The organism is Streptomyces coelicoflavus (assembly GCF_003112555.1).
GTDB lineage: Bacteria > Actinomycetota > Actinomycetes > Streptomycetales > Streptomycetaceae > Streptomyces > Streptomyces coelicoflavus.
Window position 1 is genome coordinate 382,206 of record NZ_BEWB01000005.1, and the last position, 22,026, is coordinate 404,231.

The 22,026-nt window shown below is 72.7% G+C and carries 24 protein-coding genes; 15 read left to right on the forward strand and 9 right to left on the reverse strand.

The genetic code is table 11. The features are described 5' to 3' along the window. Positions 1-53 precede the first annotated feature (53 nt). Positions 54-1,607, reverse strand: coding sequence for an ABC transporter substrate-binding protein (locus Sco07f_RS13555; RefSeq protein WP_108988104.1), 1,554 nt, complete (start codon positions 1,605-1,607; stop codon positions 54-56). A 185-nt stretch (positions 1,608-1,792) separates the two neighbouring features. Here Sco07f_RS13555 and Sco07f_RS13560 point away from each other — a divergent pair, with 185 nt between their 5' ends. The 6 genes from Sco07f_RS13560 to Sco07f_RS13585 all read left to right on the forward strand — a co-directional run bounded on the left by Sco07f_RS13560 (position 1,793) and on the right by Sco07f_RS13585 (position 8,003). Then, positions 1,793-2,545, forward strand: a complete 753-nt coding sequence (locus tag Sco07f_RS13560; protein ID WP_007388094.1) for a FadR/GntR family transcriptional regulator — start codon at positions 1,793-1,795, stop codon at positions 2,543-2,545. A 255-nt stretch (positions 2,546-2,800) separates the two neighbouring features. Further along, positions 2,801-3,823: an acetylxylan esterase gene (locus tag Sco07f_RS13565; protein WP_108987976.1), complete on the forward strand. Its 1,023-nt coding sequence runs from the start codon at positions 2,801-2,803 to the stop codon at positions 3,821-3,823. 26 nt (positions 3,824-3,849) lie between these two features. After that, the gene (locus Sco07f_RS13570) at positions 3,850-5,334 is read left to right on the forward strand and encodes an exo-alpha-sialidase (RefSeq protein ID WP_108987977.1); all 1,485 of its coding nucleotides are present in this window, start codon (positions 3,850-3,852) and stop codon (positions 5,332-5,334) included. A gap of 88 nt (positions 5,335-5,422) precedes the next feature. Further along, positions 5,423-6,382, forward strand: coding sequence for a dihydrodipicolinate synthase family protein (locus Sco07f_RS13575; protein ID WP_007388097.1), 960 nt, complete (start codon positions 5,423-5,425; stop codon positions 6,380-6,382). Next, the gene (locus Sco07f_RS13580) at positions 6,379-7,326 is read left to right on the forward strand and encodes an ROK family protein (RefSeq protein ID WP_108987978.1); all 948 of its coding nucleotides are present in this window, start codon (positions 6,379-6,381) and stop codon (positions 7,324-7,326) included. The genes Sco07f_RS13575 and Sco07f_RS13580 overlap by 4 nt, the downstream gene beginning before the upstream one ends. Beyond that, the gene (locus tag Sco07f_RS13585; protein WP_108987979.1) at positions 7,323-8,003 is read left to right on the forward strand and encodes an N-acetylmannosamine-6-phosphate 2-epimerase; all 681 of its coding nucleotides are present in this window, start codon (positions 7,323-7,325) and stop codon (positions 8,001-8,003) included. The genes Sco07f_RS13580 and Sco07f_RS13585 overlap by 4 nt, the downstream gene beginning before the upstream one ends. A gap of 87 nt (positions 8,004-8,090) precedes the next feature. On the opposite strand, the gene Sco07f_RS13590 is transcribed toward Sco07f_RS13585, so the two are convergent. Beyond that, positions 8,091-9,545: a glyceraldehyde-3-phosphate dehydrogenase gene (locus tag Sco07f_RS13590; RefSeq protein ID WP_108987980.1), complete on the reverse strand. Its 1,455-nt coding sequence runs from the start codon at positions 9,543-9,545 to the stop codon at positions 8,091-8,093. 212 nt (positions 9,546-9,757) lie between these two features. Between Sco07f_RS13590 and Sco07f_RS13595 the strand changes: the two genes are divergently transcribed. Continuing rightward, on the forward strand, positions 9,758-10,168 hold the full coding sequence (locus Sco07f_RS13595; protein WP_054101728.1) for an SseB family protein: 411 nt from the start codon (positions 9,758-9,760) through the stop codon (positions 10,166-10,168). Between the two features lie 37 nt (positions 10,169-10,205). Here Sco07f_RS13595 and Sco07f_RS13600 read toward each other — a convergent pair whose 3' ends face one another. Beyond that, a complete protein-coding gene (locus Sco07f_RS13600) occupies positions 10,206-10,616 on the reverse strand; it encodes a MarR family winged helix-turn-helix transcriptional regulator (protein WP_054101729.1) in 411 nt (136 codons plus the stop codon). 129 nt (positions 10,617-10,745) lie between these two features. Between Sco07f_RS13600 and Sco07f_RS13605 the strand changes: the two genes are divergently transcribed. From Sco07f_RS13605 to Sco07f_RS13625, 5 genes are all read left to right on the forward strand, one after another. Continuing rightward, on the forward strand, positions 10,746-11,033 hold the full coding sequence (locus Sco07f_RS13605; protein ID WP_007446784.1) for a hypothetical protein: 288 nt from the start codon (positions 10,746-10,748) through the stop codon (positions 11,031-11,033). 188 nt (positions 11,034-11,221) lie between these two features. Further along, entirely contained in the window at positions 11,222-11,686 is a 465-nt protein-coding gene (gene crcB, locus Sco07f_RS13610) for a fluoride efflux transporter CrcB (protein ID WP_108987981.1), read from the forward strand. After that, complete coding sequence (locus Sco07f_RS13615) at positions 11,683-12,027, forward strand: DUF190 domain-containing protein (RefSeq protein ID WP_054101731.1); 345 nt, start codon at positions 11,683-11,685, stop codon at positions 12,025-12,027. The genes crcB (Sco07f_RS13610) and Sco07f_RS13615 overlap by 4 nt, the downstream gene beginning before the upstream one ends. Beyond that, entirely contained in the window at positions 12,024-12,398 is a 375-nt protein-coding gene (gene crcB / locus Sco07f_RS13620; protein WP_007446778.1) for a fluoride efflux transporter CrcB, read from the forward strand. The genes Sco07f_RS13615 and crcB (Sco07f_RS13620) overlap by 4 nt, the downstream gene beginning before the upstream one ends. 38 nt (positions 12,399-12,436) lie before the next feature. Continuing rightward, positions 12,437-13,273 carry an undecaprenyl-diphosphate phosphatase gene (locus Sco07f_RS13625; RefSeq protein WP_007446776.1) on the forward strand — a complete coding sequence of 279 codons (837 nt, stop codon included), beginning with the start codon at positions 12,437-12,439 and terminating at the stop codon, positions 13,271-13,273. 15 nt (positions 13,274-13,288) lie between these two features. Here Sco07f_RS13625 and Sco07f_RS13630 read toward each other — a convergent pair whose 3' ends face one another. Continuing rightward, positions 13,289-14,347: a fatty acid desaturase family protein gene (locus Sco07f_RS13630; protein WP_167468085.1), complete on the reverse strand. Its 1,059-nt coding sequence runs from the start codon at positions 14,345-14,347 to the stop codon at positions 13,289-13,291. Positions 14,348-14,494: 147 nt separating this feature from the next. Between Sco07f_RS13630 and Sco07f_RS13635 the strand changes: the two genes are divergently transcribed. Beyond that, positions 14,495-15,427 carry a glutaminase gene (locus tag Sco07f_RS13635; RefSeq protein ID WP_042825658.1) on the forward strand — a complete coding sequence of 311 codons (933 nt, stop codon included), beginning with the start codon at positions 14,495-14,497 and terminating at the stop codon, positions 15,425-15,427. Positions 15,428-15,437: 10 nt separating this feature from the next. Here the strand turns inward: Sco07f_RS13635 and Sco07f_RS13640 are convergent, their stop codons facing one another. The 3 genes from Sco07f_RS13640 to Sco07f_RS13650 all read right to left on the reverse strand — a co-directional run bounded on the left by Sco07f_RS13640 (position 15,438) and on the right by Sco07f_RS13650 (position 18,680). Beyond that, positions 15,438-16,610 carry a D-alanyl-D-alanine carboxypeptidase family protein gene (locus Sco07f_RS13640; RefSeq protein WP_007446790.1) on the reverse strand — a complete coding sequence of 391 codons (1,173 nt, stop codon included), beginning with the start codon at positions 16,608-16,610 and terminating at the stop codon, positions 15,438-15,440. Between the two features lie 150 nt (positions 16,611-16,760). Continuing rightward, complete coding sequence (gene rho / locus Sco07f_RS13645; RefSeq protein ID WP_087792229.1) at positions 16,761-17,900, reverse strand: transcription termination factor Rho; 1,140 nt, start codon at positions 17,898-17,900, stop codon at positions 16,761-16,763. Positions 17,901-18,281: 381 nt separating this feature from the next. Further along, positions 18,282-18,680: a nuclear transport factor 2 family protein gene (locus Sco07f_RS13650; RefSeq protein WP_108987982.1), complete on the reverse strand. Its 399-nt coding sequence runs from the start codon at positions 18,678-18,680 to the stop codon at positions 18,282-18,284. 80 nt (positions 18,681-18,760) lie between these two features. Here Sco07f_RS13650 and Sco07f_RS13655 point away from each other — a divergent pair, with 80 nt between their 5' ends. Beyond that, positions 18,761-19,348 carry a PadR family transcriptional regulator gene (locus tag Sco07f_RS13655; protein ID WP_108987983.1) on the forward strand — a complete coding sequence of 196 codons (588 nt, stop codon included), beginning with the start codon at positions 18,761-18,763 and terminating at the stop codon, positions 19,346-19,348. A gap of 4 nt (positions 19,349-19,352) precedes the next feature. After that, complete coding sequence (locus Sco07f_RS13660; protein WP_087792231.1) at positions 19,353-20,078, forward strand: class I SAM-dependent methyltransferase; 726 nt, start codon at positions 19,353-19,355, stop codon at positions 20,076-20,078. A gap of 9 nt (positions 20,079-20,087) precedes the next feature. Here the strand turns inward: Sco07f_RS13660 and Sco07f_RS13665 are convergent, their stop codons facing one another. Then, complete coding sequence (locus Sco07f_RS13665) at positions 20,088-20,834, reverse strand: winged helix-turn-helix domain-containing protein (protein ID WP_054101737.1); 747 nt, start codon at positions 20,832-20,834, stop codon at positions 20,088-20,090. Between the two features lie 124 nt (positions 20,835-20,958). Further along, complete coding sequence (locus tag Sco07f_RS13670) at positions 20,959-21,927, reverse strand: acetylxylan esterase (protein WP_054101738.1); 969 nt, start codon at positions 21,925-21,927, stop codon at positions 20,959-20,961. Between the last annotated feature and the right edge of the window lie 99 nt (positions 21,928-22,026).

Here is a 22,026-nt window from a genome sequence, read left to right on the forward strand (position 1 = left end):
GGGCCGCCGCCCGCGGTGGCGCGGCGGCGGCCCGGCGGGCCGGGCGTGCGGAGTCAGCCCCGGCCGACGTCGATGAAGGACAGTCCGGTGGTGGGCAGCGGCTTGAACCCGGTCAGCGCCCCCTCCCGCCAGGCGGTGGGCAGCTTGCGGTGCAGGATCGGGTACAGGGCGGCCTCGTCGGCGACCAGGTCGGTCACCTGTCCCCACAGCTCCATGCGCTTGGCCTCGTCGGCCTCCGCGGCGGCCTTGTCGAGCAGCGACCTGGTCCGCTTGTAGGCGTCGCTGCCCTTCCAGCCGTAACGGTTCTCCGGCCAGAAGCCGTAGTAGAACCAGCGCAGCAGCAGGTCGGCGTCGTTGCCGAAGACGGACGGGTCGCCCGGCGCGGCCAGTGCGTCGAAGTCGCCCTGGTCGATCTTGGCGTACTGGGCGGCGGACTGCTGGATGTCGAGCTGGGCGTCGACACCGACCGCGGCCCAGCTCTCCTTGATCAGCGGCGCGACGTCCTTGACCCAGCCGGTGTCGGTGAGCATCAGCGTGAAGGAGAGCTTGCCCACGCCCGCCTCGGCGAGCAGCTTCTTCGCCTTGGCGACGTCGTGGGTGTAGACGGTGGCCGCCTTGCGGTAGTCCGGGTGCGTGGCCTGGACGTAACCGGTGGCGGCCTCGGCGTTGCCGAGCAGCGCCGTGGAGATGATCTTCTCGGTGTCCAGCGCGTAGTGCAGGGCCTGCCGCACCCGCTTGTCCTTGAACCGCTCGTCGGCGCAATTGAACATCAGGAAGAGCAGCCCGAAGGACTGGACCGACTCCACCTTGTCCTTGCCGGTGAAGCCCTTGACGTCGATGTAGGGCACGTCCTCGATGGCCTGCACGCGGCCGGACTTGAGCGCGCTGACCCGGGCGGACGGGTCGGACATCAGCCGCCAGATCATCTTCTTGGCCTTGGCCGGGTGCGGCCCGTTGTACTTGTCGTACGCCTCCATGACGATCTTGTCCTCGCGGACCGCCGACACGAACTTGTACGGACCCGAGCCCACGGGCCGGGCGTCGAAGGACTTGGCGTCGGCGCCCGCGATCTTCTTCGGCACGATCCGCACCACGGATATGCGCGAGGGGAAGAGCGCGAAGGCGTACTTCAGCTTGAACTCCACCGTCGACCTGTCGACGGCCGTGACCCGGTCGATGAACGGGACGAACTGCGCCATCAGCGAGGCGTTCGCCTCGTCCAGGACCCGCTCGAAGCTGAACACCACGTCGTCCGCGGTGACCGGCGAGCCGTCGTGGAAGGTCGCGCCCTCGCGCAGGGTGGCCCGGTAGGTCGTCGCGTTGATCTTCTGGGGCATCCCGGTCGCCAGCGCCGGCCGCGCCACGAGCGTGGCGGGGTCGAGGTCGACCAGCCCTTCGAAGATGTGCATGTTGGCCGCGTACGGGGTCGCGCCCGAGGTGATCATCGGGTCGAAGCCGGTGGACAGCGCGTAGGAGAGGCCGGCCTCGATCGTGCCGCCGTCGCCGCCCGAGTCACCGGTACCGTCTCCACTGGAGGCCGGCCCTCCACAGGCCGTCAGGCCGGTGGTGACGGCGGTCGCCACACCGATGGCGCTGGTGTATCTCATGAACGTGCGGCGATCGACGCCGGCTGCACTGCGCGCGGACAAGGAGTCCTCCAGGCGGGAGATGAGAGTCGAGCAAGGTGGAGGAGGCGAGTGTGGTCGGCGCCTCACCGACGGTGCATCAGACGTCTGATGTCTGATGCTTGATAACGTGGGAACGTAGCCGGGCAAGTGAGAGGGGTCAAGAGGTGGCGGTGGGGCAAAGGGCGATTCGGCGCAGAGAGCCGGAGCCCAAGACGGCACGACAACCGTTGCGGCAGGAGGTCGTCGACGGCATCAAGGCCTACATCCTGCGCAACGACCTGCGCCCGGGAGATCCCTTGCCGACCGAGCCCGCCCTGTGCGAGGCGCTCGGCGCGAGCCGGTCCAGCGTGCGCGAGGCGATCCGGATCCTCACCGCGCTCGACATCGTCGAGGTGCGGCACGGACACGGCACCTACGTCGGCAGGCTCAGCCTGTCCGCCCTGGTGGAGAGCCTCACCTTCCGCGGTCTGCTCAGCCCCGACGACGACTTCCAGGTGATGAGCGACCTCATCGAGGTGCGCGAGCTGTTCGAGCGGGGCATGGCCGAACGGCTCGTCTCGTCCCTGGACGAGGAGCAGATCGCCCGCCTCGACGCCCACGTCGAGGAGATGCGCAGAGCCGGCGCGGGCGAGGGGCACGGCTTCGTCGAGGCGGACCGCGCCTTCCACACCCTCCTCCTGGCCCCGCTCGGCAACGACCTCATCGGTCAGCTGTCCGCGGCGTTCTGGGACGTCTACGTCATCGTCGCGCCGCACCTCGACGTGTTCACGCGCGAGCACGAGGCGGCCACCATCGCCAATCACCAGCGCATCGTGGACGCCGTGCGCGACCGGGACCCGGTCGAGTTCGCGGCGGCCCTCGCCGAGCACTACGCGCCGGTGCGGTTGCGGATCGCGGAGGCGCGCGCCCGGCGCTGACCCGGCAGCGGACCGGTGAAGGAGGCGTCCCCCAACGGGGGCGCCTCTTTCGCGCGCGCCGACGGCCCATTCCCTGTCGGGTGCCGGACCCGGGCACTTGACGGTCGCCGTCCCGATCTCTAATGTCCTCGATCAGCAGACATCAGACGTCTGCTCTTGATGAGGGCAATCGCCCTCCCGTCGGGTCCGGTCCGGCCGGTCCCGTCCGTTCCCCGCGCTGCGCCGCGCGCACGCCTCACCCACCGGGGCCCCTCCATGCCACTGACGGACCTCACCCTCGCCCAGTGCCTGGCACTGCGGCCCGACCTCGACGAGCCCGCCGACCTCGACGCCTTCTGGGAGCAGACCCTCCACGGGGCCCGGGACGCCGGCGGCGCACCCGGCTTCACGCCGGTGGACACCGGACTGACCGAGGTGACCACCTACGACGTCACGGTGCCCGGCTTCGCCGGCGAGCCAGTCCGGGGCTGGCTGCACCTGCCCGCCCGGGCGAGCGGGCCGCTCGGCTGCGTGGTGGAGTTCCTGGGCTACGGACGGGGCCGCGGTCTGCCGCACGAGCAGGTCCTCTGGGCCAACGCCGGCTACGCGCACTTCGTCATGGACACCCGCGGCCAGGGCTGGTCCACCGCCGGCGGCGACACCCCCGACACCGCCGCCCTGAACGGCACCGTCCCCGGCTTCCTGACCCGCGGCGTCGAAAGCCCCCACGACCACTACTACCGGCGGGTGTTCACCGACGCCGTGCGCTTCGTGGAGGCCGCCCGCGCGCATCCGGCCGTCGACCCGGGGAAGGTCGTCGTCACCGGAATCAGCCAGGGCGGCGGCATCGCCCTCGCGGTGGCCGGGCTCGTGCCGGGCCTGGCCGGGGTGATGCCCGACGTCCCCTTCCTCTGCGACATCCGGCGCGGCGCCACGATCGCGGCCCGGCCGCCCTACACCGAGATCGCCGAGTACCTGCGCCTGCACCGGGACCGCACCGAGACCGTCTTCGCCACCCTGTCCTACGTCGACGCCGCCCTGCTGGCCGCCCGCGCCACGGCCCCGTCGCTCTTCTCCATCGCGATGATGGACGACATCTGCCCGCCCTCGACGAGCTTCGCGGCCTACCACCGCTACGGCGGCCCGAAAGACCTGCGCGTCTACGAGTTCAACGGCCACGAGGGCGGCGGCGGCCACCACCGCTGCGAACAACTCGCCTGGGTGCGCGAGCTGCTCACCGTACCCCGCCCCGAGGCCCCCACCGCCCCGACCGCACTGCACGACCCCCAACTCGCCTGACCCCTCACCCGAGAAGAGGCCTGTTCATGCAGCGAAGAGTCACCATGGCCGTCGGCACCGCCGCCCTGGTCGTCCTGGGCACCACCGTCCCCGCCGCCCACGCGGCCGACTCCCCCCGCAAGGCCGCCGCGGCCGCCGGCGCCCTCACCTCGCAGGACCTCGCCACCGCAGGCACCGGCTCCCCCTACTACCGCATCCCCGCCCTGACCCGGACCACCAAGGGCACCCTGCTCGCCGCCTACGACGCCCGGCCCACCCTCGGCGACCTGCCGGGCAACATCGGTGTCGTCCTCAGGCGCAGCACCGACGGCGGCACCACCTGGCAGCCCCAGCAGGTCGTGCGCAAGGACGCCGCCCCCAAGGGGTACGGCGACCCCAGCCTCCTCGTCGACCGCGAGACCGGCCGCGTCTTCCTCTTCTACGCGGCCTCCGTGAACCAGGGCTTCTTCGGCTCGGCCACAGGCAACGACGAGAGCGACCCCGACGTCCTCCAGGCCGACTACAGCTACTCCGACGACGACGGCCTCACCTGGAAGCACGAGCGGATCACCGCCGACATCAAGGACCCCTCCTGGGCCGGCATGTTCGCCGCCTCCGGCGAGGGCATCCAGCTGCGCCACGGCGCCTACAAGAGCCGCCTGATCCAGCAGTACGCCATCCGCAAGGACGGCGCCAACTACGCGGTGAGCGCCTACAGCGACGACCACGGCGCCACCTGGAGGATGGGCACCCCCGTCGGTCCCGGCGGCGACGAGAACAAGACCGTGGAGCTGTCCGACGGCCGCGTCATGCTCAACAACCGCTCCAGGCCCTACCGGACGGTCGCCTACTCCACCGACGGCGGCGTCACCTACACGCCCTTCCAGCAGGACACCGAGCTGCCGGACCCGGCCAACAACGGCTCCGTCACGCGGTTCGCGCCGAACGTGGACGCCTCGCACCCGCGCGCCTCGTGGCTGATGTTCAGCAACACCGCTACGACCAACAGCCGCAGCAACCTCACCGTCCGCCTCTCCTGCGACAACGGGCAGACCTGGCCGGTGCGCAGGACCGTCGAGTCCGGCGCCGCCGCCTACTCGACGCTCACCCCGCTCAGCGACGGCACGGGCTCCAACCCGGGCATGGGCCTGCTGTGGGAGCGGGGCAACGTCGACCACATCACCTACTCCTCCTTCGACCTCCAGTGGCTCGGCGGAGTCTGCGCGCCGGTCACCGTCACCTCGCCCGCCTCCCTGCCCGCCGGGCGGACCACCACCGTCACCGTCCGCGTCGTCAGCCAGAACGACGTGCGGCTCCCGGCCGGCACGGTCTCGCTCGACCTGCCGGACGGCTGGAGCGCACCGGAGGCCGACGTGCCCGCGCTCGACCCCGGTCAGGGCGCGAACATGAAGATCCCCGTCACGGTCCCTGCGAACGCCACCGCGGGCGACGTGCGGTCCACCGCGACCTACGAGGTCCGCGGTCGCCAGCACTCCTACGGCGACAAGACGTTCACCGTCACCCAGCCGTAGCCGGCCACGGGCCGCCCGGCGCCGGCACCCCGGCGCCCGGCGGCCCGTTCCACCCGTACCACCACCCGCACAGCCCAGGAGAAACACCATGTCCTCGTCCCAGCCCCTGAGCGGCGTCGTGCCGCCCGTCTGCACTCCTCTGGACGCGTCGGGCGAAGTCGACACCGCCTCGCTCACCCGGCTCGTCGAGCACCTCGTCGGCGGGGGAGTGCACGGGCTGTTCGCCCTGGGCTCCAGCAGCGAGGTCGCCTTCCTCACCGACCGGCAGCGCGCCGTCGCCCTCGACACGGTCGTCGAGGCCGTCGCGGGCCGTGTCCCCGTCCTGGCCGGGGTCATCGACATGACCACCCCCCGGGTACTCGTCCACGCCGAGGCCGCCCGCAAGGCCGGCGCCGACGCCCTGGTGGCCACCGCCCCCTTCTACGCCCGCACCCACCCCCGCGAGATCGCCGCCCACTTCCGCGCGATCCGCTCCACCGTCGACCTGCCCCTGTACGCCTACGACCTCCCCGTCTCCGTGCACAGCAAGCTCTCCGCCCCCCTGGTGCGCGAACTCGCCGAGGACGGCACGCTGGCCGGGCTCAAGGACAGCAGCGGCGACGAGGGCGGCCTGCGCCGCCTCATGGTCGAACTCGGCGGACGCCACGGCCGCGCCGACGGCCCCGCCCCCTCCTTCAGCATCCTCACCGGCTCCGAACTGACCGTGGACGCCGCCCTGCTGGCCGGCGCCGACGGCGTCGTCCCGGGCCTCGGCAACGTCGACCCGGCCGGCTACGTCCGCCTGTACGACGCCGTGCGCGGCGGCGACCTGGACCGCGCCGTCAAGGAACAGGAGCGGCTCGTCGAGCTGTTCGGCCTGGTCGACGCGGGCCCGGAGGACGAGATGGGCCGCAACTCCTCGGCCATCGGCGCCTTCAAGCACGCCCTGCGGCTGCTCGGCGTGTTCGGCCACGGCACCACCGCCGCCCCGCAGATCCAGCTCGGGGAGGACGCCGTCGCCCACGTCGAGCGGCACCTGCGCGGCGCCGGGCTGCTGCCGGTCCGATGACGGCACCGCACCCGGACGCACCGGTCATCGGCCTCGACCTGGGCGGCACGAAGATCGCCGCCGCCCTGGTCGGGACCGAGGGCACGGTGCTCGCCCGGCACACCCGGCCCACCCCGGCGACACGGGGCGCCGGGGCGGTCCTGGACGCGCTGGCCGAGGCGGCCCGCGAGGTGTGGGCGCCCGGCACCACCGCGATCGGCGTCGCCGCGGCCGGCGTGATCGACCCCGTCACTGGGACCGTCACCAGCGCCACCGACACCATCCGCAGCTGGGCCGGCACCGCCCTCGCGGCGGGCCTCGCCACCCGCACGGGCCTCCCCGTCGCCTGCGACAACGACGTACGCGCCGCCGCCGCGACGGAACTGGACGGCCCGGACGACGACAGCACCCTCCTCTACGCCGCCGTCGGCACCGGCGTCGGCGGCGCCGTCGCCGCGGCGGGCCGCATGCTGCACGGCGCCGCCGGAATCGCCGGACACCTGGGGCACCTGCCGAGCCCGGAGGCCGACGGGCTGCCCTGCACCTGCGGAGCCACCGGCCACCTGGAGGCCGTCGCGGCGGGCCCCGCCATCACCGCCCACTGCGCCCGGCTCGGCGGAGAGCCGGCCGACCGGCTCCAGACCGTCGCCGAACGCGCGGCCCGGGGCGACCCGCACGCCACCACCGCCATCACCCTCGGCGCCCGCGCGACGGGCCGGGCCCTGGGCGGCCTCGCCAACGCGCTCGGACCGCACCGCGTCGTCGTCGCCGGCGGCGTGCCCCGCATCGGTGCCCTGTACTGGGACGCCCTGTGCGCGGCCTTCACCGCCGAACTCATGCCCCCGCTGCGCGACCTGCGCCCGCGTCCGCCGCGGGGCGGCGCCGACGCAGCGGTCCTCGGGGCGGCCGCGCTGCCTCGTACCCTGCCCCTGCACCAGCCCCCCACCACCGGAGCACCGTCATGACCCCGCCCCCGTCCCTGGCCGAGCAGCTCGAGGGCCGCCTGATCGTGTCCTGCCAGGCGCCTCCCGGCGACCCGATGCGCCACACCGACACCCTGGTCCGCATGGCCCTGGCGGCGCGCTCCGGCGGCGCGGCGGCCGTGCGCGTCAACGACCCGGAGGTCGTCGCGGCCACCGTCGCGGCCGTCGACCTGCCGGTGATCGGCCTGTGGAAGGACGGCGACAGCGGCGTCTTCATCACCCCGAGCGTGCGCCACGCCCTCGCCCTGGTGGAGGCCGGCGCCGCGGTCGTCGCCGCCGACGCCACCGCCCGGCCGCGGCCCGACGGCAGCACCTTCGCCGAGCTGGTCGAGGCCGTCCACGCGGCGGGCGCCCTGGTCATGGCCGACGTGTCCACGCTCGGCGAGGGCCGCGCGGCCGCCGACCAGGGGGCGGACTTCATCGGCACCACCCTGTCCGGCTACGTGCCGGGCTCCCCGGTGCAGGACGCCCCCGACCTGGCACTCGTGACCGACCTCGCCGGCGCGCTGGACACCCCGGTGATCGCCGAGGGCCGCGTCGCCACGCCCGAGCAGGCCGCCCGGGCCCTGGCCGCGGGTGCGCACGGCGTCGTCGTGGGCACCGCCATCACGGCACCGACCGCGCTGACCCGGCTCTTCGCGGACGCGCTGGCGTCCTGAACCGGCACGCCCGAGGGGCGGCGGGGAACCTGTTCCCCACCGCCCCTCGGGCACGTTCGCCCGGCCCGTCCCCGGGACGGGACCGGATCAGACCGCCGGAGCCGGGTACGTCGGGTACTCCACCCCGGAGACGTGCTGGACGACGCGGACGACCTGGCAGGAGTAGCCGAACTCGTTGTCGTACCAGAGGTAGAGGATCGCGTTGTCGCCCTCGACCTTCAGCGCGCCGGCGTCCACGATCGAGGCGTGGCGCGAGCCGATGAAGTCGCTGGAGACCGCGTCGGGAGCGCTGATGAAGTCGATCTGGCGCTTGAGCGGCGAGGTCAGCGACACCTCGCGCAGGTGGTCCACGACCTCCTCGCGGCTCGCCTCCCGGGCCAGCTGGAGGTTGAGGATCGCGATGGACACGTCCGGCACCGGCACCCGGATCGAGCTGCCGGTGATCCGCGCCTTGAGCTCGGGCAGCGCCTTGGCGACGGCGGAGGCGGCACCGGTCTCCGTGATGACCATGTTCAGCGGCGCGCTGCGGCCACGGCGGTCCGACTTGTGGTAATTGTCCAGCAGGTTCTGGTCGTTGGTGAAGGAGTGCACCGTCTCCACGTGACCGCGCAGCACGCCGTACTCGTCCTCCATCGCCTTCAGCGGCGGGACGATCGCGTTGGTGGTGCAGGACGCGCAGGACAGGATCCGCTCGTCCGGCTTGACGGTGTCGTGGTTGACGCCGTGGACGATGTTCGGGACGTCGCCCTTGCCCGGCGCGGTCAGCACGACCTTGTCGATGCCCGGACGCAGGTGCTTGGACAGGCCCTCGCGGTCGCGCCACTTGCCCGTGTTGTCGATGAGGATGGCGTCCTTGATGCCGTACGCCGTGTAGTCGACCTGCGCCGGGTCGTCCGCGTAGATCACCTTGATGGCGTTGCCGTTGGCGAGGATGGTGCTGTTGTCCTCGTCGACGGTGATCGTGCCCTGGAACTGGCCGTGCACCGAGTCGCGGCGCAGCAGCGAGGCGCGCTTGACGATGTCTTCGGCGGCCCGCTCCCCACCGCCCCGGACCACGATCGCGCGCAGCCGGAGTCCGTTGCCCGACCCGGCCTTCTCGATGAGCAGCCGGGCGACGAGCCGGCCGATGCGGCCGAAGCCGTACAGGACGACGTCGCGGCCGTCCCGCCGGTCGATCTTGTTGGCGCCGGTGGCACCGGCGACGGCCTCGGCGGTGAACTCCTCGACCGACAGACCCCGGTCGTCGCTCTTCCAGGTCGCGGCGAGCATGCCGATGTCGATCTGCGAGGGCCCGAGGTCGAGCGTGGTGAGCGCCCGCAGGAAGGGCATCGTCTCGGTGACCGACAGCTCCGCGCCGGCGATCTGGCGGGCGAAGCGGTGGGTCTTGAGGATGCTGACCACCGACTTGTTCACCAGGGAACGGCTGTGCAGCAGGATCGTGACGTCCTGCTCCCGGTGCAGCTTCCCGATCATCGGGATCATCGATTCCGCGGTCTCTTCGCGGTGTTTCCAGTTGGTGAACGAGTCGTCGTTGGCAGTCACGTCTCTATCTTTCGAGCTAGGCGGCGCTCATATGCTAACCCGACCGTGTTTCTGATCGATCAAGTGGGCCCCTCGCCGATCAGATGAGTGCCGGACCGGGCGGGGGCATCGAACAGGATTGCGCCACGGAGGCCCTGGGTACGCGAGGCTGGACCGCGTCGGCGCCGATCGTCCGCGCGGGCCGTATCACCGCCGCTACCAGGGAATCTGCCATGGAGACACCCGCGAACGACCACCCCGTCACGCCCGCCCAGCGGGCGCTGGACACGCTCGCCGAGACCACCGAGACCGCCGACAACACGGCGGCGCTCGACACGCTCGCGAGCAGCGACGTCCTCGTGCCGGTGCCCGACGACGCGAACGACCAGGACGCCGCCGACCCCGGGATGCTGGCGCTGCCGGTGCTGGAACAGCAGGGCGGCGGCCAGGTGGTGCCCGTGTTCACCTCGGAACTGGAGATGGCCGACCTGCTGCCGTACGTCTCCCGCTACCGCATGGTGCCGCTCGGCGCACTCGCCGCGCAGTGGCCGGCCGACGACCTGTCGCTGTCCATCGACGCCGGCTCGGAGCACCGCCTCACCCTCACCTCGGACGGCGTGCGCACCCTGCTGGCCCGCCCCTGAGGGAAGGCGCCTCACCCGCCGAGGACCCCCGTCCCCCTCAGGAGGGGCGGGGGTCCTCGGCGTCGCCGAGCGTGCGGGCCAGCGCGGCCCGCTGAAGCGGCAGTATCTCGGCGTGCAGCCGGCGGCCCTCGGGCGTGAGCGCGACGTACACACCGCGCCGGTCCTCCGCACACATCGAGCGATGCACCAGTCCGTCCCGCTCCAGCCGGGCGATGAGCCGGGACAGTGCGCTCTGGCTCAGATGGACCCGGCCCGCCAGGTTCTGCACCCGGCACCGGTCGCCGTCCTCGGGCGCCTCGGCCACGAGGAGGTCGAGCACCTCGAAGTCGCTCGCGCCCAGACCGTGCGGATGCAGCGCCCGGTCGATCTCGCACATCGTGCGCGCGTGCACCGCGAGGATGTCCCGCCACCGTTCCTCGAGCCGCGCACCGGCGGTCCTGGCTGCCATGGCCGAACGTTAGCACCGCAACCGATATTGGTTGAATGCGCAAATGGCCCGGTTGCCGGACAATCGGGCCCCGGCTGCGGGAAAGTGGAGGGACACGGTACGGGCGGGCCCGCACGGAGGGAGGACGAGATGCTGAGGACCCCCGTGCACGGCACGCGTCTGGACATCCTGGAGTGGCTGAAGGACCCGGCCGCGCACTTCGCCCCGCAGCGCCGCGTCGACCCCGTGGAGCACGGCGTCCACGCGGGCCTGGTCGCCGCCAAACTCGGTGTGCCCCGCCGCGTGGCCCGTACCCACCTCGGCCTCCTCACCGGCCTCGGCCTGCTCCGGGCCCGGAGGATCCGCCGCCGCACGTACTACCGGCGCGACGAGGTGCGGATCGCCGAGGTGGCGCGGATGTTCGAGAAGGGCTGGTAGGCGCGGGCACCCCTGCCGGAGTGACCCGGGCGCCGCCCCGGCGTTACGCTGAGCATCAGCCGCGGCCCGCAGGGGCGCGGCGCGGCGGTGGGGCCCGCCGTACCCGAACCGCGGCTCAGAGGCCGCCAACGGTCCCTACTTGCGTACCGGGGGCATCCCCCTGCCCGGCGAGTAGGAGACGTACGACCATGACAGTCCCGAGGACCGGGGGCATCGGCCGGATCCGGCCGGCCGCCCCGGAGCGAGCGCGGTGGAGCGGCCAGGCACCGGTCGTCGCGGTCGTGGCGCTCGGCGGCGGCACCGGCGCCGCCGCCCGCTACGCGGCCTCCCTGTGGTGGCCGACACCGGCCGGGGGCTTCCCCTGGACGACCTTCGCGGTCAACGCCGTCGGCTGTGCCGTGATCGGCGTGTTCATGGTGGTCGTCACCGAGGTCCGGCCCGCCCACCGCCTGGTCCGGCCCTTCTTCGGCACCGGTGTGCTCGGCGGCTTCACCACCTTCTCCACCTACGCCGTCGACAGCCGGTCCCTGTTCGCCGACGGCCGGGTCCGCACCGGCCTGGCCTACCTCGCCGCGACCCCGCTCGCGGCACTCACGGCGGTGTGGCTCACCGCATGGGCGACCCGCCGGTTCCTGAAGTGGAGGCAGTCATGACGAGGCTGACCGGCAGCGCCCTGCGCCTGACCGTCTTCGTGGGCGAGAACGACACCTGGCACCACCGCCCCCTGTACTCGGAGATCGTCCACCGCGCCCACGCGGCGGGCCTCGCCGGTGCCAGCGTCTTCCGCGGCGTCGAGGGCTTCGGCGCCTCCTCGATCGTCCACACCACCCGGCTGCTGTCCCTGAGCGAGGACCTGCCGGTGGCCGTCGTCGTCGTCGACACCGAGGAGCGGGTACGGGACTTCCTGCCGCTGCTCGACGAACTCGTCACCGAGGGCCTGGTCACCCTCGACCCGTGCGAAGTCGTCCGGTACGAGGGCCGGAGGCCGTCGTGAACTGGCTGCTCGTCGTCGCGGGCGGCATGGTCGGCGCCCCGCTGCGCTACCTCACCGACCGCGCCGTGCAGTCCCGGCACGACTCCGTCTTCCCCTGGGGCACCTTCACGGTGAACGTGATCGGCAGCATGGTCCTCGGCCTGCTGACCGGCGCCGCCCTGGCCGGAGCGGCCGGCTCCGAGCTGCGGCTGCTGCTGGGCACCGGCCTGTGCGGTGCGCTCACCACCTACTCGACCTTCTCCTACGAGACCCTCCGGCTCACCGAGACCGGTGCGCGCACGCAGGCCGCCGTCAACGTGGCGGGGAGCGTGGCGGCCGGCCTCGCGGCCGCGTTCGCTGGGGTGACTCTGGCCGACGCGCTCTGGACCTGACCCGGGCGCACAGCTCCGTGTAGTAGGAACTGGATGCCATGAGCGCCATCAGCATCGGTCAGGCCGTAGTCCTTGGAGCCGTCGAGGGGGTGACCGAGTTCCTGCCCGTCTCCTCCACCGGACACCTCAAGATCGTCGAAGGACTGATGGGCATCCCGGTCGACGACGACGCCGTCATCGGCTTCTCCGCGGTCATCCAGGTCGGCGCGATCGCCGCCGTGCTCGTCTACTTCTCCAAGGACATCGCGCGGATCCTCTCCGCCTGGGGGCGCGGGCTGCGCGACCGGGAGGAGCGGTACCACCACGACTACAAGTTCGCCTGGTGGGTCATCTTCGCCACCATCCCCATCGTCCTCGTCGGCCTGGCCGCCAAGCCCCTGATCAAGGGTCCGCTCGCCTCGCTGTGGGTGGTCGCGGGCTCGCTGATCGTCGGCAGCGGCGTGATGTGGTGGGCGGACCGCACCGGCCGGCACAAGCGGGGCGAGGACGACACGTCCTTCAAGGACGCGATGCTGGTCGGCGGCTCGCAGATCCTCGCCCTGCTCTTCCCGGGCTTCTCCCGCTCCGGCGCCACCATGTCCACCGCCCTGATGCTCGACCTCGACCGGGTCGCCGCCACCCGGCTGTCCTTCTTCCTCGGCATCCCCGCCCTGACCGGAGCCGGTCTGTACGAGCTGAAGGACGCCCTGGGCACCGGAGCGGGTGCCGCGCCCCTGGCGGTCGGCACCCTCGTCTCCTTCGTGGTGGCCTACGCCTCCATCGCCTGGCTGCTGAAGTTCGTCGCCAAGCACTCCTTCAACGCGTTCGTGATCTACCGGATCGCGGTCGGCGTCCTGCTCTTCGGGCTGCTCGGCACGGGCGTGCTGCACAGCTGACCGGCCGCCCGACGCTCAGGACGCGGCGCGCAGCGGCTCCCCGACGCTCCTCATGTGCCGCAGGGCCTCGCGGTGCGAGGCCAGCAGCCCCGTCTGGTGGTAGGGCACGCCCAGCTCGGCGCAGTACGCCTCGGTGAGTGCCTGGGCCCGGCCGAGGGCGGGGGTCGGCATGCTGGGGAAGAGGTGGTGCTCGATCTGGTAGTTGAGGCCGCCCATGAAGGCGTCGACGAGCACGCCGCCCCGCACGTTGCGGGAGGTCAGGACCTGACGGCGCAGGAAGTCCAGCCGCGTGCCCTCCTCGATCATCGGCATGCCCTTGTGGTTGGGCGCGAAGACCGAGCCCAGATAGATCCCGAACAGACCCTGGTGCACGGCCAGGAAGACGAGCGCCTTGCCCGGGGAGAGGACCGTGAAGAGGCCGCCGAAGTACACGACGAAGTGGGCCACGAGCAGCGTGCCCTCCAGGAGCGGTCGCTTCACGGCCCGGCCGCCGAGCGCCTTGAAGCTGTTGAAGCTCAGGTTGAGCCCTTCCAGCGTGAGCAGCGGGAAGAACAGGGCGGCCTGGTGCTTGCCGACGAACCGCGGGATTCCGGTCGCCCGGCTCGCCTGGCCCCGTGACCACACCAGGATGTCGGGGGAGACGTCCGGGTCCTTCTCCTCGTGGTTGGGATTGGCGTGGTGGCGGGTGTGCTTGTTCATCCACCAGCCGTAGCTCATGCCGAGGAGCAGGTTGGCCGTCAGCAGCCCGCCCGCCTCGCTGGGACGGCGGCGGGAGAAGACCTGCCGGTGGGCGAGGTCGTGGGCCGCCAGTCCGAGCTGTCCGAAGACGACGGCGAGCGCGACCGCGACGAACAGCTGGCTCCAGCTGTCCCCCAGGGCGACGAACGCGGCGACACCGCCGGCGAGCGCGAGGGCGACGGCGCCGAAACGCACCGTGTAGTACAGCGGGCGGCGCCGGAGCAGCCCCGCGTCGGCTATGCGCCGGGAGAGCTCGGAGAAGTCGCTTCCCCTCTCGCGATCCTTCTCCTGTGCGGGCGTGGGCAGGCTCTCGACGAGCACCGTTGGGTTGACCATGCGGCTCAGTATGTGGGCAGTTCCTCCGGCGGGGGGATGACGGCTACCCCCGAAACGGGGGTGAGGCCAGCACCACCCCGGAACTGGGGTCCACCCACCGTCACCCACCGTCGGCCCTCCGCCGTCCGGAGCGGTCCGGGGAGGACAATGGCGATCATGAGCACACCGACGACCTTCCGGCCGGTCCTGGAGCGCATCGCCGAGGAGATCGAGCGGACCCCGGGCAGCGGCCGGCCCGCCGACTACATCCCCGCGCTCGCCGCCCGCGACCCGCGCCGCTTCGGCATGGCCGTCGCCGAACCGGACGGCACGGTGTACGGGGTGGGGGACTGGCGGGAGCCGTTCTCCGCGCAGTCCATCACCAAGGTGTTCACCCTCGCCCTGGACCTGGCCCGGGAGGGCGACGCCCTGTGGGAGCACGTGGGCCGCGAGCCGTCCGGCAACCCGTTCAACTCCCTGGTGCAGCTGGAGTACGAGAACGGCATCCCGCGCAACCCGTTCATCAACGCGGGCGCCCTCGTCGTCACCGACCGGCTGCACACCCGTACCGGCGACGCGGCCGGTGAACTGCTGGCCTTCCTGCGCGCGGAGAGCGGCAACCCGGACCTGACCCACGACGAGGAGGTCGCCGCCTCCGAGGCCGCGCACGGCGACCGCAATGCCGCCCTCGCCCACTTCATGGCGTCGTACGGCAACATCGACAACCCGGTACCGGTGCTGCTCGAGCAGTACTTCCGCCAGTGCTCCGTCACGGCGTCCTGCGCCGACCTGGCGCTTGCGACCGGTTTCCTGGCCCGGCACGGCATCCGCGCCGACGGCACCCGGCTGCTCAGCCGCAGCCGGGCCAAGCAGGTCAACGCGGTGATGCTGACCTGCGGGACCTACGACGCGGCCGGCGACTTCGCGCACCGGGTGGGCCTGCCGGGCAAGAGCGGGGTGGGCGGTGGCATCATCGCGGTCGTGCCGGGCCACTGCACGCTGTGCGTGTGGAGCCCCGGCCTGGACGAGCGGGGCAACTCGGTGGCCGGGGTGGCGGCCCTGGACCGCTTCACGACCCTGACCGGCCTCTCGGTGTTCTGACCCGGTCGCCTCAACTGCCGTCGTCCCGCACGAACCTGATCCGCAGGGCGAGTGCCGTCACGCCCGCGCCGAGCCCCGCGACCGCCAGGATCGCGCCGGTCTCCGGCCAGCCCGGCTCGTCCTCGGCCGGCTTCGCCGCGGTCACCTCGGCCGGCACCGCCTGAGGCCCCTGCCGGGGCCGGGCACCCTCCGGGATCAGCGATCCCACGGGGTCGACCTCCCCGTCCGCCTCGAAGCCCCAGTCGAGCAGCGCACGGGCCTCCTCGTACACGGCGTGGCCGCCGCCCTCCTGAGGGTTCATCACCGTGACGACCAGGGTCCGTCCGTCGCGGCGGGCGGCGGCGATGAGCGTGTTGCCGGCATTGCTGGTGTAACCGTTCTTGACGCCGATCAGTCCCGGGTACGGCTCCACCCCGTCGGCCCCGGTGAGCAGCCGGTTGGTGTTCATGATCCCGTACGAACTCCCGTCGCGGCCCGGGAACATCGCGTCGACCTTGGCGCAGTACCGGGCGAAGTCGGGCCGCCGCAGGCCCGCCCGGCCGAAGACCGCGAGGTCGTAGGCCGACGAGACCTGGCCCGGTGCGTCGTACCCGTCGGGAGAACGGACGTGGGTGTCGCGGGCGCCGAGTGCGCGGGCCTCGGCCTGCATCCGGGCAGCCGTGGCGCTCCAGCCGCCGGTGAGCGCGGCGAGGACGTGCACGGCGTCGTTCCCGGAGTTGAGGAACACGCCGTTCCACAGGTCGGAGACGCGGTACGTCTCGCCCTCGACGACACCGACCAGGCTGCTGCCCGGACCGATGCCGGACAGATCCTCAGGACCGACCTCGTGGTGGAGGCCGCCCGGCAGGGCCGGCAGCACCGTGAGGGCGAACAGCGTCTTGAGGGTGCTGGCCGGCGGCAGCCGGCGGTGCGCGTCGTTCGCCGCCAGCACATCTCCCGTGCCGGCGTCCGCCACGACCCAGGACAGGGCGGAGACATCGGGAACCCGGGGCGCTCCGGGGTGCGGCCGGACCTGGGTACCGGACCGGTACAACGGCGCCTCCTGCGCCGTCGCACCGGCGGGCGGGCCGGGATCCGGCCGCTCCGCACGGGCGGCCGCGGCGGCCGGCACGAGGGTCAGCAACCCCGCCACGCAGAGCAGGCAGGTGGATCGAGCCGCCCGGAATGAGAATCCGATAGTCATACCGCAAACGTAGGAACGGCCCCCCGAGCCGCCCCGCTGACCGGGCCGGGTCGCGCCCGCAAGCACCCGGATGCCGTAGCGGCGACCGACGGTTTGTGGCGGGTGGCGGCGGGTGGCGGCGGAGGCCGTCCGTCCGCGGGTGGCGGGCCCTCAGTCGGCGGGCAGCGTGGGCTGTACCTGTCGCAGGAAGGTCGCGTTGTCCGGTGTGCGGCGCAGCCGCTCCAGCAGGGTCTCCGGGCCGGACTGCCCGTCCCGCGCACCCAGCACCCGGCGCAGCCCGCGCACGGCGGTCGTCTCGGCGGCGGACAGCAGCAGCTCCTCGCGCCGGGTGCCGGAGCCGGTCAGGTCCACGGCCGGGAAGACCCGGCGGGAGGCGAGTTCCCGGCTCAGCCGCAGTTCCATGTTGCCGGTGCTCTTGAGCTCCTCGAAGTAGAAGTCGTCGGCGCGCGAGCCGGTCTCGACCAGGGCCGTGGCGAGGATGGTGAGGGAGCCGCCCTCCTCGGCCGTGCGGGCCGCGCCGAAGAACCGCTTGGGCCCGAGCAGTGCCCCGGCGTCGACGCCGCCGCTGAGCGTGCGGCCGCCGGACGAGGCGGCGTTGTTGTGCGCCCTGCACAGCCGGGTGAGGGAGTCCAGGAGGATGACGACGTCCTCCCCGGCCTCGACGAGCCGCTTGGCCCGCTCGATCACCAGCTCGGCGAGCGCGATGTGCTGCTTGGCGCTCTGGTCGAAGGTCGAGGCGTACACCTCGCCCCGCACCGAGCGCCGCATGTCGGTGACCTCCTCGGGGCGTTCGTCGAGCAGCACCACCATCAGCCGGGCCTCGGGGTGGTTGCCGGCCACGGCGGCGGCGATCTGCTGGAGGAGGACGGTCTTGCCGGTCTTCGGCGGTGCGACGATCAGGCCGCGCTGGCCCTTGCCGACGGGGGTCATCAGGTCGGCGACGCGTCCGGTGAGGCCGGCCGCCGGGTGCTCGAGCCGCAGTCGCTCGTGCGGGTGCAGCGGGGTCAGGTCGGCGAAGTGCCGTCGGCCGCCGCGCCCGTCGGGCGTACGGCCGTTGACGCGCACGACGTCGGTCAGGGTGCGCCGGTCGCCGCGCACGCCCTCGACGAGGTCGCCCTTGCGCAGTCCGTGCCGGCGGATCAGGGCGGGGGAGAGGGCGAGGTCGGAGGGCTCCGGCCGCAGGCTCTCGCCCCGCAGGCGCCCCTTGCCGCCCGCTTCGAGGTCGAGGACGCCGCTCGCGGTCTCGGCCGGGGACTGCCGTACAGGGGGGTGTTCGAGTGTGGTGGTCATGGTGTGCGGTCCTTTCGAGGACACGGGCATGGGACATGCGGAAGGAAGGGAGAGCCGCGGGCGGTCGGGACGACACGCCTCCGGGCGGCGGGAACAGCACCTCGGACACAGCGGGGTGAAGAAGAGCCCCGCTCACGAGGTCGTGCTGAGAAGCGGACGCGCCGGTCGCACCAGGACGGGCGGGTCTGCGAACCGAAGGGAAACTGGCACCGGCGCCCCGATCGAGGGGGCGTACACAAGTGCTGTCCGCACCGTACCACGGAATCAGCTGCCGTGGTGGTGGGGCGGGACGATCGAGGTCCCGCCCCGGGCGTCTCACCAGGGGGAACGCGGCCGAGCCGGCTTTTGTTCCGTATTCCTTCCGCGTGCGCCGCGCCAGGATCAGCCGGCCGCCTTCTGCACCTCCTGGGCGATCCGCTCGAACTGCGCGGCCATCGCCGTCTGGAGCGCCTGAGCACCCGACAACGGGCGCACCATCACCGTCAGTTCGGCGATGCGGCCGGACGCGTCGAGGCGCAGGAAGTCGCAGCCGCTGATCTCCCGGTCGCCAACCCGCGCCGTGAAGAGCAGGGCGTGGTCACGGCCGTCCGCCTCGCCGATGACGCGTTCGTAGCGGAAGTCCTCGAAGACGCGCTCGACCGCCCGCAGGATCGACGCCGTGACGGCCCTGCCCCGGTACGGCTTGAAGACGACGGGGCTGGCGAAGACCACGTCGTCCGCCAGCAGTGCCTCGACGGCGTCCAGGTCGTGCGCCTCGACCGCCTCGCGGAATGCCCGCATCGCCACTCCTTCATACTGAACTATTTGAATAGGTGTGGAGTAGAGTAGTCGGCGTGATGCGTGCTTGCTAGCGTGTCGACATGTCTCTCAAGTACGCCGTCCTGGCCGCCCTGCTCGAGGGCGAGGCCTCGGGCTACGAGCTGTCCAAGGTGTTCGACGTGTCGCTCGCCAACTTCTGGCCCGCCACGCCGCAGCAGCTCTACCGGGAGCTGGAGCGCCTCGCGGGCGACGGACTCATCGAGGCCCGGACCGTGCCGCAGGAACGCAGGCCCACCAAGCGGCTGTTCTCGCTCACCGAGGCCGGCCGGGAGCAGCTGGGCGCCTTCGCCGCCGAGCCGACCCGCAGGCCCACCGCCATCCGTGACGAGTTCCTGATCAAGATGCAGGCCATGGACGGCGTCGACGCGCGGGCCGTCCGTGCGCTGGTCGAGGAGCGCAGGGCCTGGGCGCTGGGCAAGCTCGCCCGCTACGAGCGGGTGCGCGAACGCCTCCTGGACGGCCGTACCGAGGAGGAGCACCTGCGGGATGCCGACCGCGTCGGGCCCTATCTCACCCTGGCCGCCGGGATCACCTTCGAGCGGGAGAACGCCCGCTGGTGCGAGCGCGTGCTCACCGTGCTCGACGAGCGCCGCGCTCCCGCCGGGCCCGCCGGACAGGCCCTAGGCTGAGCGGATGTTCAGCCCCGAGGGTCCCACCCTGCGTGAACTCGCCGTCCAGGCACTGTCGTCGGTCGAGCGGGGTTACGACCTGCTCGCCCCCAAGTTCGACCACACCCCGTACCGGACACCGGACCGGGTACTGGACGCCGTGGCCCGCGCGCTGGAGGCACGGGGACCCTTCGCCACCGGGCTCGACCTGTGCTGCGGCACCGGCGCCGGCGTGGACGTCCTGGCCCGGGTCTGCCGGGAGAGCGTGACCGGGGTCGACTTCAGCGCGGGCATGCTGGAGGTCGCGCGCGGCCGTGCCCTGCCCCCGGCCCCGGCGGTCTCCTGGGTGCGCGCGGACGCCCGCGCCCTGCCGTTCGGCCCCGCCTTCGACCTCGTCGTGAGCTTCGGGGCGTTCGGACACTTCCTGCCCCGCGAACTGCCGGGCCTCTTCGGCCAGGTGCGCTCCGTACTCCGGCCGGGCGGCTGCTTCGCCTTCCCCGTCGGGGCCCCGCCCCGGCCCGGATCCGCGGGGTACTGGACGCTGCTCGGCTTCGACGCGGCGATGCGGGTGCGCAACGCGCTGTGGCGGCCCCCGTTCGTCATGTACTACCGGACGTTCCGACTCGGGGACGTGGGACGGGAGTTGTCCCGCGCCGGTTTCCGGGCCGGCCTGCACGCCCTGCCGGAGTTCGGGAGCCGCCCCGACGGCAGTCCGCGGGCCCGGCTGGTCGTGGCCCGGCGGCTCGCGTAGGCCGCCGGGTCAGCCGGCCGCCGGCAGGGTGAACTCGTAGACCAGGGCGTCCTGCCGGGTGTCCACCAGCAGGTCCGTGATCTCCAGGGGCCGCGCGTACTGGTCGTGCACCCGCCGCACGACCCGGACCGACGCGGTGTCGGGCTGGAGGGTGATGGTGTCCCGGTGGTGCAACGCCAGGCCGGCCCTGCGCATCCAGTCGTAGGCCCGCCGCAGCTGCGCGCAGGCGACACCGTCGGCGCGGTCGCGGTAGCGGGCCAGCTCCTCCACCTCCGCGAGCGCGACGGCGGAAAACGATGTCACAGCCGTCCGTCTGCCGTTTCCTCCCGCCGCCGACGAGGTGTAGCGGTGCACCAGGGTCGCCCGGCCCGGCACCAGTCCCAGCGCCGCCGCGTGCTCAGGCGGCGGCGGGGCCCAGACCACGGTGGCCCGGTCGCCGGTGCGGGGCTCCGCCGCCCGGGCGCCCACCGGGAAGACGAGGGGTGCCGGGCTTCCGGCCGGCACGCCCGGCAGGGCGACGTGACTGCCCCGCCGGTCGGTGCTGAGCAGACCGTCCCGGCGCAGCACGTCCAGCGCCTGGCGCACGGTCTCCCGGCTGACCCCGAAGTGCTCCGCCAGCCGGCGTTCGCCGGGCAGCCGTTCGCCCGGCGGGACGATCCCGTCGCGCAGCTCGGCCAGCAACTGGTCCGCCACCCGTCGGTACAGGGGCGGCCGGGTGTCGGGGGTGGACTGGACGTGGGGGGTGGTGCGGGCCATGCCGCGCCTCCTGATGATGACGTACGGTAGCCGCGTGGGCTCGGTGCGCCACCAGAATTACCATTGGTCTAAACCAGCTGGGAAGGCCGGTCCGCCGGTTCGGCCGAAACACCACCCACGAACCTCAGGCGTGGCGGCCCAGCCAGCGCAGCTTGGCGGCCTCCTGGAACGGCCCGCCGCCCTCGTGGTCGTTGAAGTCGTACACCTCGATCCTCTTGTCCTCGTGCGGCCAGGCGTTGAACGCGGCGAAAACGGTGGACGGCGGGCAGGTCTGGTCCTCCAGGGCGGCCGAGAACAGGGCCGGTGTCCGGCCCCGCGCCGCGAAGTGCACGCCGTCGAAGTACGAGAGCGTGCGCAGCGCCTCCTCGGTCCGGCCGCGGTGCGTCTTCAGGTACAGACCGACCTCGCGGTAGGGGTGCCGGTCGGTGAGCGTGGTCGCGCGCGGGAAGTCGCACAGGAACGGCACGTCCGGCGCCACCGCGACCAGATCCGGCACCAGACCGCCCACCGCGATCGTGATGCCGCCGCCCTGGCTCGCACCCAGCGCGACCGTGCGCGCCGGGTCGGTCAGCGGGTGGGAACGGGCCGCCTCGACCGCGCGCACGGCGTCGGTGAAGACCCGGCGGTAGTAGTAGTTCTCGGGGGCGTCCAGGCCGCGGGTCATGAAGCCCGGGTACGCGGGCGTGCCGCCGACGGGGTCCGGGGTGCCGCCACCGCCGCCCCAGGCACTGCCCTGGCCGCGGGTGTCCATCACGAAGTGGGCCCGGCCCGTGGACGCCCACAGCAGATGTTCGTGCGGAAGCCCCCGCCCGCCCCCGTACCCGACGAACTCCACGACCAGCGGCAGCGGCTCGGCCGCCCCGGCCGGCAGGGTCAGCCAGCCCTTCACCGGGTGACCGCCGAACCCGGCGAACGTGACGTCGTACACCCGCACCGTGGACAGCCCCGTGTCGACCGGTTCGAAACGGGCGTCCAGTTCGTACTCGCGGGACTCCTGGAGCGTCTTGCTCCAGAACGCGTCGAAGTCCTCGGGCTCGGCCGACGCACTGCGGTACGCCTGGAGTTCGTCGAGCGGAAGGTCGAACAGGGCCATCGAGTACCGCCTTCGCGGGGAATGTGTCAGACCGTACGAGTGATCACACCGTACGTGAGCGGCCGACGGAACCGCCAGGTCCGGACGCTGCCGCGAGGC

Excerpts from the sequence above, each read along its gene's own strand:
- Sco07f_RS13565 (WP_108987976.1), top strand. The coding sequence starts at position 2,801 with ATGCCACTGACGGACCTCACCCTCGCCCAGTGCCTGGCACTGCGGCCC.
- Sco07f_RS13625 (WP_007446776.1), top strand. The coding sequence starts at position 12,437 with ATGAGCGCCATCAGCATCGGTCAGGCCGTAGTCCTTGGAGCCGTCGAG.
- Sco07f_RS13665 (WP_054101737.1), bottom strand. The coding sequence starts at position 20,834 with ATGGCCCGCACCACCCCCCACGTCCAGTCCACCCCCGACACCCGGCCG.
- Sco07f_RS13615 (WP_054101731.1), top strand. The coding sequence starts at position 11,683 with ATGACGAGGCTGACCGGCAGCGCCCTGCGCCTGACCGTCTTCGTGGGC.
- Sco07f_RS13605 (WP_007446784.1), top strand. The coding sequence starts at position 10,746 with ATGCTGAGGACCCCCGTGCACGGCACGCGTCTGGACATCCTGGAGTGG.
- Sco07f_RS13660 (WP_087792231.1), top strand. The coding sequence starts at position 19,353 with ATGTTCAGCCCCGAGGGTCCCACCCTGCGTGAACTCGCCGTCCAGGCA.
- Sco07f_RS13570 (WP_108987977.1), top strand. The coding sequence starts at position 3,850 with ATGCAGCGAAGAGTCACCATGGCCGTCGGCACCGCCGCCCTGGTCGTC.
- rho (WP_087792229.1), bottom strand. The coding sequence starts at position 17,900 with ATGACCACCACACTCGAACACCCCCCTGTACGGCAGTCCCCGGCCGAG.
- Sco07f_RS13635 (WP_042825658.1), top strand. The coding sequence starts at position 14,495 with ATGGCGATCATGAGCACACCGACGACCTTCCGGCCGGTCCTGGAGCGC.
- Sco07f_RS13670 (WP_054101738.1), bottom strand. The coding sequence starts at position 21,927 with ATGGCCCTGTTCGACCTTCCGCTCGACGAACTCCAGGCGTACCGCAGT.
- Sco07f_RS13595 (WP_054101728.1), top strand. The coding sequence starts at position 9,758 with ATGGAGACACCCGCGAACGACCACCCCGTCACGCCCGCCCAGCGGGCG.
- Sco07f_RS13580 (WP_108987978.1), top strand. The coding sequence starts at position 6,379 with ATGACGGCACCGCACCCGGACGCACCGGTCATCGGCCTCGACCTGGGC.
- Sco07f_RS13650 (WP_108987982.1), bottom strand. The coding sequence starts at position 18,680 with ATGCGGGCATTCCGCGAGGCGGTCGAGGCGCACGACCTGGACGCCGTC.
- Sco07f_RS13600 (WP_054101729.1), bottom strand. The coding sequence starts at position 10,616 with ATGGCAGCCAGGACCGCCGGTGCGCGGCTCGAGGAACGGTGGCGGGAC.
- Sco07f_RS13630 (WP_167468085.1), bottom strand. The coding sequence starts at position 14,347 with ATGGTCAACCCAACGGTGCTCGTCGAGAGCCTGCCCACGCCCGCACAG.
- Sco07f_RS13555 (WP_108988104.1), bottom strand. The coding sequence starts at position 1,607 with ATGAGATACACCAGCGCCATCGGTGTGGCGACCGCCGTCACCACCGGC.
- Sco07f_RS13655 (WP_108987983.1), top strand. The coding sequence starts at position 18,761 with ATGTCTCTCAAGTACGCCGTCCTGGCCGCCCTGCTCGAGGGCGAGGCC.
- Sco07f_RS13575 (WP_007388097.1), top strand. The coding sequence starts at position 5,423 with ATGTCCTCGTCCCAGCCCCTGAGCGGCGTCGTGCCGCCCGTCTGCACT.
- Sco07f_RS13640 (WP_007446790.1), bottom strand. The coding sequence starts at position 16,610 with ATGACTATCGGATTCTCATTCCGGGCGGCTCGATCCACCTGCCTGCTC.
- crcB (WP_108987981.1), top strand. The coding sequence starts at position 11,222 with ATGACAGTCCCGAGGACCGGGGGCATCGGCCGGATCCGGCCGGCCGCC.
- Sco07f_RS13585 (WP_108987979.1), top strand. The coding sequence starts at position 7,323 with ATGACCCCGCCCCCGTCCCTGGCCGAGCAGCTCGAGGGCCGCCTGATC.